This is a genomic window from Advenella sp. RU8 (assembly GCF_048381675.1).
Classification (GTDB): Bacteria; Pseudomonadota; Gammaproteobacteria; order Burkholderiales; family Burkholderiaceae_B; genus Advenella.
Genome location: NZ_JBLWIS010000011.1, coordinates 1 through 16663, shown reverse-complemented (window position 1 = coordinate 16663; position 16663 = coordinate 1). Strand labels below are relative to the sequence as shown.

Sequence of the window (16663 nt, the reverse complement as noted above, 5' to 3'; positions counted from 1 at the left end):
GGTATTTATCTACAGGCTAAATTGTACATGACAAAGACGTGCTTGTATTTTATCAAGCGTGGCGATCAACACATGAATTTCATCTTCCGGCAGATCAAGGGTCATTTTTGCCAAAAACGCATCACGCTTGGCCCAAGTCCGGGTCCTGAAGTCTGCCCCTTGTTTAGTAAGCACCACATTAGTTACCCGGTTATCGTCCGGGTCCATGGAACGTTTTACCCATCCCTCTTTTTCCATGGCCTTTACATGCCGGGTCAGGGTGGCTGCATCAATCTCAAGCGAGCTCACCAGTTGCTTTTGTGAAACGGGATCATCCCCCAAGACCAGAAGGATTCTCCAGCGTGCCCCCGGGATACCCACTTCGGCCTCAAACAGCCTGACCCAGGTTCGGTAAATACGCCCGACACGTTGCATCATTTCAAGCTCCAAAGCCATTCATACTCCTTCCTGTTTATCTGTTGTGTTGCCTTTCAGGTCTATCAAAGGCAGCCTGTATACCCAAACGGTGGCTAACAGGGTTAATGCAAAGACAATCCAGAATCCGGAATGAATGGCAGCAATCAAGGTGTCTCGACCAGCCTCTATCCAGACTTGAATATCACCGCCCCCGCTTTGATGTACCTGGGCTTGCAGGTCTGCCTGCTGGGCAGGGTTGACCAGCAATTGCGGATCATACAAGGCCGGGAATGACTCACCGGAAATTTGGCCGCTGGTTTGCCGTGTCATGCCTGTTGCATAAAAATAATTGACCAAAGATCCTACAATGGCAATACCCAACATGCCGCCAATCATCCTGACGGATTGAACCAGGGCCGTTGCAATGCCCAGGTTTGACTTGCCGGCTACTTCTTGGGAAAAGATGGTTAGATTGGGCATAATCATACCCAGGCCCACACCACCTGCCACCATGTAAACCACAAAACCGCTTGATGAACCGCCACGATTGGAAAAAATCGTACCCAGGATACACGCCAAAACCAATACAAAACCAACGTACAAAATATGATTGGGCCGGCTAAGACGCGTTACTATCCGCCCACTTAAAATACTGCCTACCGTTACGCACACTACCAAGGGTGTAATTAACATCCCTGCCTCGTTGGGAGACAAGGCAAAGCCACCCTGCAGGAAAAGCGGAATATAAAAAAGCAGGCTGAACAAGGTAAAACCCAACAAAAGCGACAACAAAAATAAAACATTCAGGCTTTTTAGACGAAAAAGCTCAAGCGGTATCAGGGCGTAAGGACAATGGGCCTCCCACTTGATCAGGAACAAAGTAAACAATACGAACAGCAGCCCAAGCGTGACTACCTCCCAACCCATGCCATATCTGCCCAAAAGCTCTACAAATAATTGCAGGCTGCCCAATGCCAGGGTAATTAACACGGCCCCGATCCAGTCAAGCCTGATAGCCTGCTTATGCTGGTACCGGATAAGTGGCAAATATTGCCAAACAAACCAAAGTCCTAACAGGCTAATGGGTACATTGACAAAAAAAATGGAACGCCAACCGTAATATTCGGTCAAGAAGCCACCCAGTGATGGGCCAACTACACTGGCAATACCGTAAGAAGAGCTTAAAAAAACCTGCCACTTCAACCTGACGGCAGCAACCGGAAACAAATCAGGAATACAGGCAAATGCCGTTCCCACCAGCATGCCGCCCCCTACTCCCTGCAAGGCACGGGAAAGAATCAGGTGCAGCATATTGTCTGCCAAGCCACTAAGAATGGAAGCCGTTGTAAAAATAACAATTGATGCAATCACAAACGGCTTGCGTCCGTAAAAATCGCCCAAGCGCCCGAAAATGGGAACCGTAATAACCGAAGCCAACAAATAAGAGGTTCCCACCCATGCATATAAATCAAAGCTATTCAATTCCGCTGCAATAGTAGGCATCGCTGTACCCACAATGGATTGATCCAGCCCGACCAGGATAGTCACAAAACACAAACCAAGAATAGCCAGGAGCGACTGCCTGAAAGGCAGCCTTCTTCCGGTGCCCGAATCTTCATCATCAACATTAATGGGCTGTGCAGACATGATGGCAAACACCTGAAAATAAATTAATTGATCGTGAAACTATTTTATATAAAATTATTTTGGTGTCAAACAAATGCACAAAAAAAACCGTTGCGCCAATGAAATTCTCATTAACGCAACGGAATATTCAAATCATCTTCTTTAACCGTGCTTAAAACCGGTCTTCGATGAATCCTTGCTGCTTCACGATGTTATCAATACCAAGTAAAGACGTTAACAACGCTTCCATGTGTTGCAAAGGCACCGCGTTAGGACCATCAGACAAGGCTTGTTCCGGATTGGGGTGAGTTTCCATGAAAAGACCGGAAATACCGACAGCAACTGCGGCACGCGCCAGCACGGGCACAAACTCACGCTGACCACCTGAAGAAGTACCCTGCCCGCCAGGAAGCTGTACTGAATGCGTGGCATCAAAAACAACTGGGCAAGCGGTTTTCCGCATAATGGCCAGTGAGCGCATGTCAGAGACGAGATTATTATAGCCAAATGACGCACCACGCTCGCAAACCATGATATTGGAACCATCACCACCGGCAGCAATCGCCGCTTCACGCGCCTTGCCAACCACCTGAATCATGTCCGCCGGGGCCAGAAACTGCCCTTTTTTAATATTGACGGGCTTTAAGGTAGCGGCACAGGCCTGGATGAAATCGGTTTGTCGACACAAGAAAGCAGGTGTTTGCAACACATCCACCACCGCGGCCACATCATCAACCTGAGACTCATCATGGACATCGGTTAACACGGGCACCTTAAGGGCATCACGGACATCCGCCAGGATTTGCAAGCCTTCTTCCATGCCCGGACCGCGATACGACTTGCCCGAACTGCGATTGGCCTTGTCGAAAGAGCTTTTATAAATAAAAGGTATCTTCAACCGGCTGGTAATTTCCTGAAGCGCACCAGCGGTATCAAAGGCCATTTGCCGGGACTCGATCACGCAAGGACCTGCAATCAGGAAAAACGGCTTATCCAAACCAACGTCAAATCCGCATAAGTTCATGCTTTATCCTTTTTGGGCACGCTGGCGCTGGATATCCAGTGCCGCCTTGATGTAGCTGACAAACAAGGGGTGTTCGGCACGAGGCGTTGAAGTGAACTCGGGATGGAACTGCACACCCATGAACCAGGGGTGAGACGGAATTTCCATGATCTCGGGAAGGTTCTCGGTGGGCGTGCGGGCACTAATGACCATGCCAGCCTCTTCAAGACGAGGAACATATACATTGTTCACTTCATAACGGTGACGATGACGCTCGTTGACTTCAGGCCCGTAAATTTCATAAGCACGGGTGCCTTCCTTGACGGGACAACGTTGTGAACCTTTGCGCATGGTACCACCCAGATCGGAATTTTCACTGCGTGTTTCCAGCTTGCCTTCACGGTCTTGCCATTCGGTAATCAGGGCAACAACAGGATGCGCGGTAGAAGGATCCAGTTCGGTACTGTTGGCACCCCCTAATTGGGCCACATTACGGGCAAATTCAATGACTGCCAGCTGCATGCCCAGGCAAATGCCCAAATATGGCACCCCGTTTTCACGGGCATATTTAATGGCCTGGATCTTGCCCTCGGTACCCCGTTTACCAAAACCACCTGGCACCAGGATTGCATCAAACTTTTCAAGGCAAGCCGTACCGTTTTTCTCAATATCTTCGGAATCGATATAGTTGATCACCACCTTGGACTTGGTATAAATACCGGCGTGAACAAGGGCTTCGGTCAGGGATTTGTAGGACTCGGTAAGGTCAACATATTTGCCCACCATGCCAATCTGCACTTCATGCTCGGGATGCTCCAGCAAATGAACCAGATTATCCCATTTGGACAGGTTGGCTGCTGGCGGATTAATGCCTAATGCATCACAAACAATGGAATCCAGTTTTTGCTTGTGCAGCATGGCCGGTATTTTATAAATGGAATCTTCATCCCAAACCGAAATGACCGCATCTAGAGGCACATTGGAGAACAAGGAAATTTTGGCACGTTCATCGTCTGGGATAGGACGGTCGGCACGGCACAGCAGTGCATTGGGATAAATACCGATTTCCCGTAGTTTTTGCACCGAATGCTGGGTTGGCTTGGTTTTCAGTTCGCCGGCAGAGGCGATGAACGGCACCAAGGTAAGATGCACGAAAGCCGCTCCCTGACGTCCCAGACGCAGGCTCATTTGACGGGCAGCCTCTAGGAATGGCAGTGATTCGATATCACCCACCGTACCGCCAATTTCTACAATCGCGACATCAGCGTTACCGTCGTAGGCTTTTTTTGCGCCACGAATAATGAAATCCTGGATTTCATTGGTGATATGGGGAATAACCTGAACCGTTTTACCCAGATAATCTCCACGGCGCTCTTTGCGCAATACCGATTCATAGATTTGACCAGTAGTGAAGTTGTTGGCTTTATGCATGCGAGCGGAAATGAAACGCTCGTAGTGGCCAAGGTCAAGGTCGGTTTCCGCACCATCTTCGGTAACAAAAACCTCTCCGTGCTGAAGAGGGCTCATGGTGCCTGGATCTACGTTAATATAGGGATCCAGTTTCAACATTGTCACGCGCAGGCCGCGTGATTCCAGAATGGCGGCTAAAGAAGCTGCAGCGATACCCTTGCCTAAAGAAGAGACCACACCACCTGTAACGAATACATACTTAGTCATCGTAAAAAAGCCCTTGGACCGGGCTGTAGCATGAAATGGAAATTATAACTGAGCTGCATTTTTTTTTCTCCCCTTAAATTAACTTTATGCAAAACGGGTTCGTCCAAACCTGCAATTTCTCACTAATATCTTTTATAGTGCCCATATGAATTGCCCTCAAAGCCAGCGACATCATTAGGCTTTTACCCTGTTCAACCTTTAATGGTAAGTGGATTAATGCAAACAAAAAGAAAAATCATCGCCCTGACAATTGGTTTTATTATTGCCTTTTTTACCGCCATCGGCCTGCTTTCGCTTTGGGCAAGCTCCCTGTATTAAGACAACAAGCAAGCATAAATTAAACGCCCCCCTTGCCGGGGTTATCTCACCACTATGTGAGCAGGCATTAAAAACCCCGCCCAACAGGAACAGCATCCTCTTGTTGCGGGGTGACTTGATAACTCACCTGAAAACCATTTCGGCTTTATTCTGTCTTTTTTCAAACGCTCAAAACAAATTACTGGCAATAAAGCACGCTATGCAAAGCGAATTATTCAGTTGTTTTGCCATCGAAGTGTTCTTCAACTTCATCAGCCTTGGTGGCTTGCAACACACCATCACGATGCTCGGGAGGACCATAGATAGTGTAAAGTTTTAAAGGTACCGTACCGGTATTGACGACATTGTGTACTGCACCGGCTGGCACAATAATGGCAAAATCATCTTCCACCTGATGCGTAGCGCCATCAAGATACAAGGTACCTTTGCCTTCTTCTATACGCAAGAACTGGTCGTGTGTATCGTGCACTTCCTGCCCGATTTCATCACCCGGCTGCAAGGTCATCAGAACCAGTTGCAGGTTTTTGCCGGTATATAAAACCTTGCGGTAATTTTCGTTTTCGACAGTCAATTTTTCTATATTATCTACAAAACCTTTCATTCAGATCTCCAGTCGAGAGTTTTTAATGACACTGTTAAACGATTATAAGCATGGTTACTGAAAATTTCTTTGATCAAACAGGCAAGGACATAAATTAAATCTACGGGACTTGAAATTAAAAACACAATACCCATATACTGATCAAGTAGTTGCAGTTATGTTCGATTTAATTATTTTCCAAACTAACCTGCCTCTTTATAACATAAAGAAGGCTTTGACTGGAGTGAATAGATATCATGAACAACCTGACCCGTTATGAAAATCTCGACGATCTGTTTAATGGTTTTTTCCTTAAACCCGTTGGTTTTCCAAAAAATACCCCAGCACTCAGCATTAAAACCGACATTTCTGAAAAAGAAGATGCCTATCTGGTAAAGGCAGAGTTGCCTGGTGTCAAAAAAGAAGACATTAAAGTCAAAATCGAAGGCGACACTCTCAGCATCAGTGCCGAAGTCAAGCAGGAATCCGAAGAGAAAGAAGGCGAGCGAGTTATTCACAGTGAGCGTTACTATGGCTCAATCAGTCGAAGCTTCCGTTTAGGCAGCGAAATTGACCAGTCTACCTCTACAGCCAAATACGAAGACGGCATCCTGAACCTGGAACTCAAGAAACTCAGCAGCAAGCCCTCGTCTCACTTGATGGTTGAATAAGCACTCCCCTCACAAATACAAAGGCTGCCATTTGGGCAGCCTTTTTTTGGGGAAAGGATGATAGAAAAAATCCGACAAGCCTGCCGCCAAACCTGTTCCTCCCACACGCCCCGATAACGAAGCGTGTTGCCATAGCGGCTGTAACCCCTGTGTGTTGGACCTTTACCAAGACGCCCTGAAAAATTACAGGAAAGCGCTTGGAAAATGGCAAAAAACCCACCCCAGAGCCAGACGCTAATTGAGACTAATAATTTTCCAGTATGGCACCGCCCTCACCTTCCCAATTCTGCTCTCTTTCATTCAGCGGTTTTTTACGAGCGTATTTTTTGATCTTGGCATGAATATCCGGATACTTTTCAAAAATGGCACGTGCCTCTTCAGAAAAATCATCGGTTTGATGAATCCGCCTGACTTCAATCACATCCCCTTCCTTCAAGGGACACAACAATGCCCACTCTACTGCCTTGTCAATAGACTTTACCTTAATCATCCAATACATGCCCAATGTTTCGGGTACGTCCTCATAAGGTGAGTGCTGGATAATTTGCTTGCCGCCGTTACACTTGATCCTGACTCCGGGGATTGGCGGATGAAGGGCGTTAAAAGACAGTAAAATCCCTGCCTTGAACAAGAGGTCGTTATATTTCATTATGGCTTCCAAGGCTTCATTATCTGACATGGCGGACTTTGTTGCCGTGTCATAACCTTTGGGAATCATCAAAAGCAGTACTCTCATGACAATCTCTCCTGCAAAAGGATGCTTCTGTTCAAAAAGTTTGCTTGAGCTTCAAAATGTTATCCACTTTTATTGTTGAAATCCTTGTGAACAACTTTCAAATAAGATTGTACAGCTATTCCAATCAATTGAATAATAAGTGTTTTTTTAATACCGCTCTAATTTTGAGCAATGCTAAAAAAAAGAAAAAACCTGCTATAAGCCAATCCGTAAATCACTGTTAAAATGAACCTATGACCTATACACAATTGCAATATCTCCACGAGAAAACCAAAACAAAACTAAAGGCAACAGCATGAACAATGAAATCACTCCAACCCCTTCCCCGGCCACCGATCCTAAAACGTACACCATTATTATCTATATTTTGATGCTGATTGGCTTGTTTACGGGTGTTTTTAGTTTAGTCGCCATCACGATGGCTTACGTCAAAAAAGATGATTTCAAAGGAACTGTTTATTATGATCACATGATTTACCTGATCAGAACTTTCTGGGCTGGTTTGATAGCAGCCATGATTGGGTTTATCCTGATGATCATTCTTATTGGCTGGCTTATTTTCATTGCCGCTTACATCTGGTTCATATACCGCATAACCGCTGGCTTTATCAAGTTAATGGATAAAAAACCGGTTTCCACCACTTCCTGGTTTTAAGACATTTAATATTTATAAAAAAAGACTGAATCCTGTCAATGACAGGATTCAGTCTCAAAAAGGTTTGAGTATTAGCAGGCCATTCAGCCATCACACCCAAACCACGCTTGTCCTCATTACGACAATTCTGTCGCATCTCGCCTGACATTACAACTCTTTTCTGGCAAAAACCCTGGCATGCGCTGCACCACGGCTTCGAATTGAAACAAGCCTACCAGCAACACTCAGCAATCAGTCAAGCGATGACATCATAAAAAAACAACAGGAAATATTCAGGGATGAAAAATGATTTGTCTTGATCCAGCTTAATAAATATACTTAGTAGCACTTGTATCAATAAATCAAACCACATTTAACATCTGGTCGCTACATGTCACGCTTCATTCGGTTGATAAAATTCAGTAGCCTGATTTTATTACTGCCGGCCATATCCACCAAAGCACTTAATTTACATGCCACCAAATATCCCGGAAGATGGACATCCACATCCCGTACGGCCTGTTCCATCAAGCAATCCATGACCGACTAAGATTTTTAAAGATATGATGACATAGCTTGATAAGCTGCCTTTATTAACAAAGAAATTATTATGGCAACACTAAAGTTATCTCTTGCGAGGCACGTTTTAATACTGGCAAGATACGTTGCACCATTTCTTCTGGCGATACCGACAAAGGATTACAACTGACAATCAATGCCAGAATCAATTGATGGTTGCGGTTATACACAGGTACCGCAAGAGAACACATTCCCAACTCCAGCTCTTGATTCACAAGACAATAACCTTGTAATCGAACTTTCTTGATTTCTGCGATTATTTGCTTTGCAGTCTTGGTATATTCCGTTAATTTTTTACAAGGCTCTTCTTTGAAAAAAATTTCAAGTTGCTCATCGCTTAAAACCGACAAAAAAACACGACCCGTTGAGGTTACATACGCAGGCAAGCGTGCCCCTATCTGAAGATTAATGGAAACAAGCCTACTACGACTTGCTCGTCCTATATAGACAACGTCCTTATCCTCAAGAACAGTGACAGAACACGACTCATTCAAATCACGGGCAACTTGTTCAATAATGGGCGTCACACGCTCCATAAAGTTTAGTGAAGACAGATATGAATATCCCAGATCAAGAATTTTGGCGCTTAAACTGAACTGTCCATTGTTTTGATTTAAATAACCCAACTTAGATAAAGTCAGCAAAAAGCGTCTTGCCGCAGCCCGGCTAAGGCCCACCTTTTGCGCAAGCTCGGTGACTGTTAAACAGGGGGTTTCATCATTAAATGACTTAATAACCTCCAGTCCCTTGGCAAAGGTTGTCAAAAAATCCTTGTCGGAATCATCTGTTTTTATGACCTTAAACAAAACCCTCTTTCCTATGCAGATAAAACATAGGGTGGCTTATGCCACCCTATCAATCATGCCTAAACTTAATTACCGTATTGCTCTACATTAACTTTAGAATAGACCTCATCCCAATATAACTTTTGCAAATCTTCAGCTGACTTGATGTCAGCCTTAGCAATAATATCACTCCATTTATCAACCAGCGAAGACATTGTGCCAGACAAATCTTTCATGCGAGCAGGGTCCAACTTATACTCTTTTGCATAAAACTCGGGAACAAAAGCCAGATCTTTGGCAATAAACTCGCGCGATTTTTTAAGCAACTCAGGATCTGCCTGCATTACATTAATACCCTTTTGACGAGCCTTTTCCAGGTCACTCATCGCTTGTTTTTGATAGCGATAAGTAACTTCAGAGGTCATTACAGAGCCTGCTTTTAACAAAGCTTCTTTTTCAGCTTTACTAAATTTATCCCACTTGGTTTTATTTAAGGTTGCCGCACCACCTGCCGCATACAAGCCGCCAGGTACATCCGTCACTATGTTTTTCACCACTTCAATCAGGTTGAAGTTAGTCAACTCGGTAGCGGAGAAGAATGTACAATCCACGACTCCCTGGCTTAGGGCTTCGTAAGCTTCACCAATTGGCAAGGCTACCGGCTGAGCACCGAACTCGCGTGCCCAACGTGCCCAGGGTGCACCTGAAATACGAATACGCTTACCCTTCAACTCTTCAACAGTGTCAACGGGTGCATTACAAAACATAGTATACACGGGCGTGGAAACCACACCGGTATAAACCTGATTGTTTTTCTTGAACTCTCCCTGGCACTCAGGGCAATTAAGCATAATATACTCAAGCATCGCGCCAGAATAAGCCATCCCCTCTTTCTCGGGAATCTTGTCATTTAGGGCAACCGACATACTCATATCAGCACCCATATTTGAAAATGGATAGTCTGAAGGACTATAAGCGGTTAATAGGTAACCGACATCAGCCAGGCCCTTATTAATGCCCTCATTCATTTCAGCATGACTAAGCAGTGAAAGCTCAAAGATACGAACCCGATGCTTATTGTTCGTTAGCTCTTTTACTGCTTCAGCATACTTTTGAGCCGCCTCAATGGGGGCACCCGAAGGAAACCCAACCGCAAAACGCAACGTATCTGCTTTAGCTGGCATTACTAAAGAAGCCGCCACAAGAGCGCCACCGATTAAACCAGATAATTTCTTCATTGAAAACATAAAATGCTCCACCTTAGTTATAAATCAAAAAAAAATTTTATTACTTAATTTTTAATGCAAACATAGTGCATTTCCAAAAACTCGTCGATGCCATGCACGGAACCTTCACGCCCGACTCCAGATTCTTTAACCCCGCCAAAAGGTACGGTCTCAGAAACAAAACGAGCGGTATTGATACCCAACATGCCATATTCCATTTGATCGCTTAAACGGAAAATTCGGCCCCTGTCTTCCGTGTAGGCATAAGCGGCCAGGCCATAATTGGTACTATTAGCCAGACTGATAGCCTCGTCTTCCGATTTAAAGCGATAAACTGCCGCCACCGGACCAAAAATTTCTGTTTTAAAAACATCCATGTCCGGTGTGACATCAGCCAAAATGGTGAAATTGAAAAACTGTTTGCCAATCTCAGGAAGATTGGTGCCACCCTGAATAAGACGCGCACCCTGCTCCAACGCTTTTTTTACAATTGAACCTACTTTTTGAATGGCTTTCTCATTGATCAGAGGGCCATGGGTTGAGTCTGGCTGCAAACCATTCCCCAGACGCAATTTGCCCAAGGCCTCTTGCAGTTTGGTAATAAAGGCATCATAAATGCCATCCTGCACCAGCAGACGGTTGGCGCAAATACATGTTTGTCCCGAGTTATAAAATTTGATGGCAATCGCCCCCTGGACAGCCGCATCCAAATCCGCATCATCAAAAACCATGAATGGCGCATTACCGCCCAGCTCCAGACTTAATTTTTTGACGGTATCAGCGCACTGGCGGCTAAGAATCTTGCCAACCTCGGTGGATCCCGTAAATGACAATTTCCTAACGATAGGATTGGCACACAACTCCTGTCCCACTTCCTGACCAGAGCTGGCGGTAATAACATTAAGTACACCTGCAGGTATACCGGCCTGTTCTGCCAATTTGGCCAATGCCAGTGCTGACAATGGGGTATCTTCAGCAGGTTTGATGACCACTGCGCAACCTGCCGCCAAGGCAGGCGCCACTTTTCTGGCAATCATTGAATTAGGGAAATTCCAGGGTGTAATAGCCGCCACAACACCTACCGCACGTTTTTTAACAAACTCGAAATTACCCTCGACGCTAGGTGGTAAAACATCCCCGTTAATACGCATTGCCTCATTGGCAAACCAATCAATATAGTTAACCGATGATGTCACTTCACCTTTTGCATCAGTCAGGCTTTTGCCTTGCTCAAGGGTCAAAATAGTAGCCAGCACCTCAAGATTCGTTTCAACCAATTGAGCCCAACGTTTTAAAATAATAGAACGTTGTTTGGCGGTTTGTTTAGCCCACAGCTTTTGAGCCTGCTCGGCCTTTTCAATCGCTAACTTGGTATCTGCTTGCCCCATATCTGGGACAGAAGTAATTAGCTCATTGGTAGCAGGATTGAAAACAGCATATTTTTTTCCGCTAATCGCATTAAGCCACTGGCCATTAATCAAGGATTTGTCCTTAATTAACTCCATTACATCGTTATTCATTTTATGCCTCCAAAAATCTCTTTAATTTGATAATAATTCAGGTAAAAACAGGATGATTTCCGGGAACATCAAAAACAATCCCACCATCACCAGATCAATCACCAGAAACCACAAAATACCCTTGAAAACTTGCGAAGTTGTCACTAAATCGCCGACTACACTTTTGACAACAAACACATTCATGCCAACTGGAGGTGTAATCATGCCAATTTCCAATAATTTGGTAAGTAGCACACCAAACCATATCAAGCTAAACGATGTTGTCTCAATAATGGGCAACAGCACCGGCAAGGTCAGCAACATGGCGCCAACAGGTTCCAAAAACATACCCAGAACCAGATAAACGAGGATAATGCCCAACATTACCAACACATCACTGGCTTCAAGAGAAATAATAAAATCGGAAATGAAATCAGCTGTGCCCGACAAGACAAGAAAGCGTGTCAGCAAGCTAGCCCCTACTGCAATAATCAATAGCGAACTGGTAGTAACCAAAGTCTCCAGAGCTGCTGCCTTAAAAGCGCTCCAGGTCATTGCCCTTTTTAAAATTGCCACCACGCAAGCCAGAAACGCACCAACAGCACCTGCTTCATTAGGGGTAAATACCCCGCCAAACAAACCACCAAAAATGCCAAGCATGATCAGAAAAATAGACCAGGTATCTTTTAAGGCAACCACTTTATCCTTAAATGAAATTTCTTCTTTGACATCCTGAGCCAAAGAAGGATCAAGCTTCACCCTGACATAAACGACCAATACATAACTGATTATTGTTACCAGACCAGCCGTAATACCACCCAAAAACAATTGGGAAATAGAGGTTTGTGCAATGACTCCATACAAAATCATAATGATTGAAGGAGGAATCAAGGCACCTATGGTTCCGGCTACCGCAACCGTACCGGTAGCAAGGCTAGGATCATATTTATAGCGTAGCATTTCAGGAATAGCGATCCTGCCCATGGCCGCAGAGCAGGCAATCGATGAACCTGACACAGCAGCAAAACCTGCGGAACCAAATATCGAGGCAATTGCTAAACCGCCAGGCACCCCTGCCAGCCAGGCCCTGGCCGCCTTGAACATACCTTGCGTCAGGTTGGTGTGATAACAAATAAATCCTAAGAACAAAAACAAAGGCACTGAACTGAGTGTCCAGTTAGCTGCAAAGTTATAGGGAATAATACCCAATGAAGAAAGGGCCACATCAGCACCCACCACTGCCCAAATACCCGCAAACGAAACGGCTATCAAGGTAAAGCCAATGGGCATTTTCAGCAGTAATAGTATGAATAAAACGGCAAGCCCTAAAAATCCGATGCCAATATCGCTCATTTTTGCTCCTCAATCATCTGGTTATTTTCTTTATTCATCAGGCAAAGGAAAAACTTAACCAGGCAATAAACACCCAACAAACCTGCCCCAAAGCACAAGATGAAATAACTTGGCCATGTAGGAATCGTGTAATCACCTTGCATAACTGAGGTTTTCGAGGCCAGGTTTTTTAAGGCAACCCCCCAGGAGACATACATAATTAAAAATGCCGTAACCGAAACAAAAAGGCTCCCAAACATATCAACAAACTTGTTCATTTTTGGCGAAAAAAAGCCCGATATCAACTCAACGGAAATGGCTGCTTTGCATTGCTCCGTGTAAGCCAACGGCAAAAAGATCGCGATAATCATGTAATAATGCGCGACAAAAGTGATTGTGCCTGGCAAAGGTTTATTAATAAAAAATCTTGCAATGATGTCCGCTGTAATGTGGATCATCATTAAGGCAATTGCTGCTCCACCAATCAAGGTAATCACTCGATTGATTTTATTTAAAAGTAATTCAATTTGATTCATTATTCATGCTCTCTGATTTCATATCCATCAAGCATAGGATTGATTTCCAAACCTATGCCGGTCTTTGAAATAACGCTTAGCTATGAATTTTCCAAAACCAGACGCCCCTCAACCTGCCCATTGGCCAGCTGATTCAACGCATCATTGGCTTCATCAAGCGGCCGGACTTGAATCGGCAAATTGATTAAGTCATGGTTATTGGCAAAATCAATCAGCTCTTTCAAGTCGTGCAATGAACCCGTATAAGAACCAATAATTGAAATGGCTTTTGTAATGATGTATGGAATGGGGTAGGTCAATTCACCGCCATGCAAACCAACAATAATCAGCTTGCCGCCCTTACGGGTCAAATTCAGTCCCATTTGAACGGTTGCATCACCACCAACAAAATCAAGCACGGCAACACAATTCGAATTGCCTGCCTGCAGTACGGCCTCAGCCACATTTTCATTAGAAGAGTCAAAGACTGATGTAGCACCGACTTTCAGTGCAAGCTCACGCTTTTGCTCTGATAAATCAAGACCAATGATGTTTTTTACGCCTAATAAAGAGAGGGTTCTGATGGCAAGCAGCCCTAATCCACCGCAACCAATCACAACAACGGCCTCATCATCATGCACCTCGCCGATTTTTTTAATGGCTGAAAAGGTGGTTAAGCCGGAACATGCCAATAAAGAAGCATGGGAAGGGTTTAAATTGCCCAAATCCATTAAATATCGCGGATGGGGCACCAACACATATTGAGAATAACCACCTGGCTTAAAAACGCCTAACGCGGCTGGCTTGGTACAAAGATTTTCTTCACCTCTTTGACAAACCGAGCACTCGCCACATCCAATCCATGGATAGACCAGCATTTGCTGGCCCACCTGAATATCTCCGGCCTGATCTCCAGCCGCTTCGATCGTGCCAACAATTTCATGCCCTAAAGTAACGGGCAATTTAATCCCCCTTTCCTCCAACGATAATTTTTTGCCATGTCCAAGACCATAATAGCCTTCATAAATGTGCACATCACTATGGCATACACCACAATAATTAACACGAACCAGAACCTCTGTTCCAGTGGGTTTGGGTAATTCCAATTCTGTTCTATTCAGGCCCATACCAAATTCATTGAACTGGTACCGGATATATGTATTTACTTCACTTGTCATCTTTCAATCTCCCCCGAGGGTAAATATTTTGTTTAATGCTAAAGCAATACGATTTACTCAAAATCATTTTGTTCGCTTATCGCACAAACATTACACTAATCGCACAAACAAAATATAACTGTATCAAAATTAAGCGTCAATTCTTTTAAGATACAACCTAGGGTAAGTCTCTATATAAAGATGTTCTATTTAACAACGGACGTACTCATGGCGAATTTATTGTCAGGCAGAGTAGGCAATAAGTATTTTTTAATCCGACCAAAGGAAGAAGAAGAAGAAGAAGAAGAAGTGATTTAGCGCAGAAGAGAAAAGGCAGTTTCGATAGAAACATGGCGCTATCCGGACGATGAGGATTTATGAAACGAATAATAAAAAACGTCAGGCGCTTATAGCCCCATGAACTGGATTGGGATAGAAAAAAAGACAAGAAAAAAGCCGGCAATCATATTGAAATGATTGCCGGCTTTTTGAATTTTGGCTCCCCGAACTGGGATCGAACCAGTGACCTGCGGATTAACAGTCCGTCGCTCTACCGTCTGAGCTATCGGGGAATAAGAAAGCTATTATAACAGCAAAAATTATAAAATTACAAGTGCATAACCTGAAAAATATAATTTTAAAATTCCAAAAATTTATTTTTTGGAATAAAAACCCACATAAATAAAGTAGATTTTTAAAATTTGGCTCCCCGAACTGGGATCGAACCAGTGACCTGCGGATTAACAGTCCGTCGCTCTACCGTCTGAGCTATCGGGGATCAAATAAGAATGAAATTATGCACCATTACAAAAAAGATTACAAGTCTTTCAAGACTTATAAATGAATATTTTTATTTTTTGTGGTTTAAAAGTAGCAAATCCTACAAAGCCGCTTAAATCATGCCACTAATACATATCATATTTACACAAGCCATCTTCCCAACAAACAAGATGTTGAATAATAAACGAAGTCCTTGTATCTATATTTTATAAATATCCCGTTCTTCCTTAGAAAGAATATCCTTGTAAGATTTTAAAGACACAATTATTTCATTGCTTAAGGTGGGATATTGCAAGTCAAGCTCTTTAAGGGTAGAAAGCACCGCATCAGCTACCGCCAACCTAGCATAGGCTTTATTGTCCGCCGGAATCACATACCACGGCGCATGTTCACATGCCGTATGCTTTATCGTTTCCTCATAGGCATACATGTACTTTTTCCAAAAGCTGCGCTCGTAAAGATCGTTTTTGTCAAATTTCCAGTTTTTCTTCGGGTTATCAATCCGCTCTATAAACCTGGCTTTTTGCTCTTCCGCAGAAAGATAAAGAAAAAACTTCAAGATCTTGGTACCACTTCGCGCCATATGTTTTTCAAATGCGCAAATATCCTCAAAGCGCTCTTCCCAGATATTTTCAGTAACCAGGCTATTAGGCAGGCTCTGCGCCTTCAACAGCTCCGGATGGACCCTGGCCACCAGCGTTTCTTCATAGTAAGAACGATTGAAAACACCAATATTGCCACGTTGTGGCAAACACTTGATAGTGCGCCATAGAAAATCATGGCCAAGCTCTTCGATTGACGGGCGCCCAAAGGCATAAACTTCGCAACCTTGTGGATTAACGCCAGACAAGATATTTTTAATAGTGGAGTCTTTGCCAGCAGCATCCATGGCCTGAAAAATCAACAATAAAGACCATTTGTTATCGGCATACAAGACATTTTGAAGATCAGAAATTTGATCTACCATCTCTTTGAGTTCATTTTCGGCATCGTTTTCATTGATTTTTTCATCAGGAGCGGTATTCCAGTCTTTAAGCTGAAATTTTCCGCCATCATCAACTCGATATTTTTTCGAAAAATTATTCTTACCAATATTATTCTTTGCCATTAAACAACTCCATTTGATTAGTTACTTTTAACACAAGATGA

At 43.9% G+C, this 16663-nt stretch carries 16 protein-coding genes, 2 tRNA genes and 1 pseudogene; 3 read left to right on the top strand and 16 right to left on the bottom strand.

Going from position 1 to position 16663, the window contains the following annotated elements; all coding sequences use genetic code 11:
- Positions 1–9: 9 nt before the first annotated feature.
- From ACM5Q9_RS12350 to ACM5Q9_RS12330, 5 genes are all read right to left on the bottom strand, one after another.
- A complete protein-coding gene (locus ACM5Q9_RS12350) occupies positions 10–435 on the bottom strand; it encodes a MarR family winged helix-turn-helix transcriptional regulator (RefSeq protein ID WP_418145046.1) in 426 nt (141 codons plus the stop codon).
- Entirely contained in the window at positions 436–2043 is a 1608-nt protein-coding gene (locus tag ACM5Q9_RS12345) for an MFS transporter (RefSeq protein WP_418145045.1), read from the bottom strand.
- A 151-nt stretch (positions 2044–2194) separates the two neighbouring features.
- Positions 2195–3046, bottom strand: a complete 852-nt coding sequence (gene kdsA, locus ACM5Q9_RS12340) for a 3-deoxy-8-phosphooctulonate synthase (RefSeq protein WP_418145044.1) — start codon at positions 3044–3046, stop codon at positions 2195–2197.
- A gap of 3 nt (positions 3047–3049) precedes the next feature.
- Positions 3050–4702, bottom strand: coding sequence for a CTP synthase (locus ACM5Q9_RS12335; protein WP_418145043.1), 1653 nt, complete (start codon positions 4700–4702; stop codon positions 3050–3052).
- Positions 4703–5231: 529 nt separating this feature from the next.
- Positions 5232–5621: a cupin domain-containing protein gene (locus ACM5Q9_RS12330; protein ID WP_418145042.1), complete on the bottom strand. Its 390-nt coding sequence runs from the start codon at positions 5619–5621 to the stop codon at positions 5232–5234.
- A gap of 236 nt (positions 5622–5857) precedes the next feature.
- Between ACM5Q9_RS12330 and ACM5Q9_RS12325 the strand changes: the two genes are divergently transcribed.
- Complete coding sequence (locus ACM5Q9_RS12325; RefSeq protein WP_418145041.1) at positions 5858–6271, top strand: Hsp20/alpha crystallin family protein; 414 nt, start codon at positions 5858–5860, stop codon at positions 6269–6271.
- 103 nt (positions 6272–6374) lie between these two features.
- Positions 6375–6509, top strand: a pseudogene (locus tag ACM5Q9_RS12320) (oxidoreductase-like domain-containing protein); the annotation flags it as partial.
- 6 nt (positions 6510–6515) lie between these two features.
- Here the strand turns inward: ACM5Q9_RS12320 and ACM5Q9_RS12315 are convergent.
- Positions 6516–7007, bottom strand: a complete 492-nt coding sequence (locus ACM5Q9_RS12315) for a YciI family protein (protein ID WP_418145040.1) — start codon at positions 7005–7007, stop codon at positions 6516–6518.
- A gap of 295 nt (positions 7008–7302) precedes the next feature.
- Between ACM5Q9_RS12315 and ACM5Q9_RS12310 the strand changes: the two genes are divergently transcribed.
- The gene (locus ACM5Q9_RS12310) at positions 7303–7662 is read left to right on the top strand and encodes a DUF4870 family protein (RefSeq protein WP_418145039.1); all 360 of its coding nucleotides are present in this window, start codon (positions 7303–7305) and stop codon (positions 7660–7662) included.
- A gap of 366 nt (positions 7663–8028) precedes the next feature.
- Here the strand turns inward: ACM5Q9_RS12310 and ACM5Q9_RS12305 are convergent, their stop codons facing one another.
- From ACM5Q9_RS12305 to ACM5Q9_RS12260, 10 genes are all read right to left on the bottom strand, one after another.
- Positions 8029–8169, bottom strand: coding sequence for a hypothetical protein (locus ACM5Q9_RS12305; protein WP_418145038.1), 141 nt, complete (start codon positions 8167–8169; stop codon positions 8029–8031).
- Between the two features lie 80 nt (positions 8170–8249).
- Positions 8250–9026: an IclR family transcriptional regulator domain-containing protein gene (locus tag ACM5Q9_RS12300; protein ID WP_418145037.1), complete on the bottom strand. Its 777-nt coding sequence runs from the start codon at positions 9024–9026 to the stop codon at positions 8250–8252.
- Positions 9027–9091: 65 nt separating this feature from the next.
- A complete protein-coding gene (locus ACM5Q9_RS12295; RefSeq protein ID WP_418145036.1) occupies positions 9092–10252 on the bottom strand; it encodes a C4-dicarboxylate TRAP transporter substrate-binding protein in 1161 nt (386 codons plus the stop codon).
- A gap of 44 nt (positions 10253–10296) precedes the next feature.
- Entirely contained in the window at positions 10297–11751 is a 1455-nt protein-coding gene (locus ACM5Q9_RS12290; protein WP_418145035.1) for an NAD-dependent succinate-semialdehyde dehydrogenase, read from the bottom strand.
- Between the two features lie 21 nt (positions 11752–11772).
- On the bottom strand, positions 11773–13083 hold the full coding sequence (locus ACM5Q9_RS12285; RefSeq protein WP_418145034.1) for a TRAP transporter large permease: 1311 nt from the start codon (positions 13081–13083) through the stop codon (positions 11773–11775).
- The gene (locus ACM5Q9_RS12280; protein WP_418145033.1) at positions 13080–13598 is read right to left on the bottom strand and encodes a TRAP transporter small permease; all 519 of its coding nucleotides are present in this window, start codon (positions 13596–13598) and stop codon (positions 13080–13082) included. The genes ACM5Q9_RS12285 and ACM5Q9_RS12280 overlap by 4 nt, the downstream gene beginning before the upstream one ends.
- 80 nt (positions 13599–13678) lie before the next feature.
- Entirely contained in the window at positions 13679–14755 is a 1077-nt protein-coding gene (locus ACM5Q9_RS12275; RefSeq protein ID WP_418145032.1) for an alcohol dehydrogenase, read from the bottom strand.
- Between the two features lie 475 nt (positions 14756–15230).
- A tRNA-Asn gene (locus tag ACM5Q9_RS12270) sits at positions 15231–15306 on the bottom strand.
- Positions 15307–15436: 130 nt separating this feature from the next.
- Positions 15437–15512: transfer RNA gene (locus ACM5Q9_RS12265), tRNA-Asn, on the bottom strand.
- A 201-nt stretch (positions 15513–15713) separates the two neighbouring features.
- Positions 15714–16622: a polyphosphate kinase 2 family protein gene (locus tag ACM5Q9_RS12260; RefSeq protein WP_418145031.1), complete on the bottom strand. Its 909-nt coding sequence runs from the start codon at positions 16620–16622 to the stop codon at positions 15714–15716.
- Positions 16623–16663 lie beyond the last annotated feature (41 nt).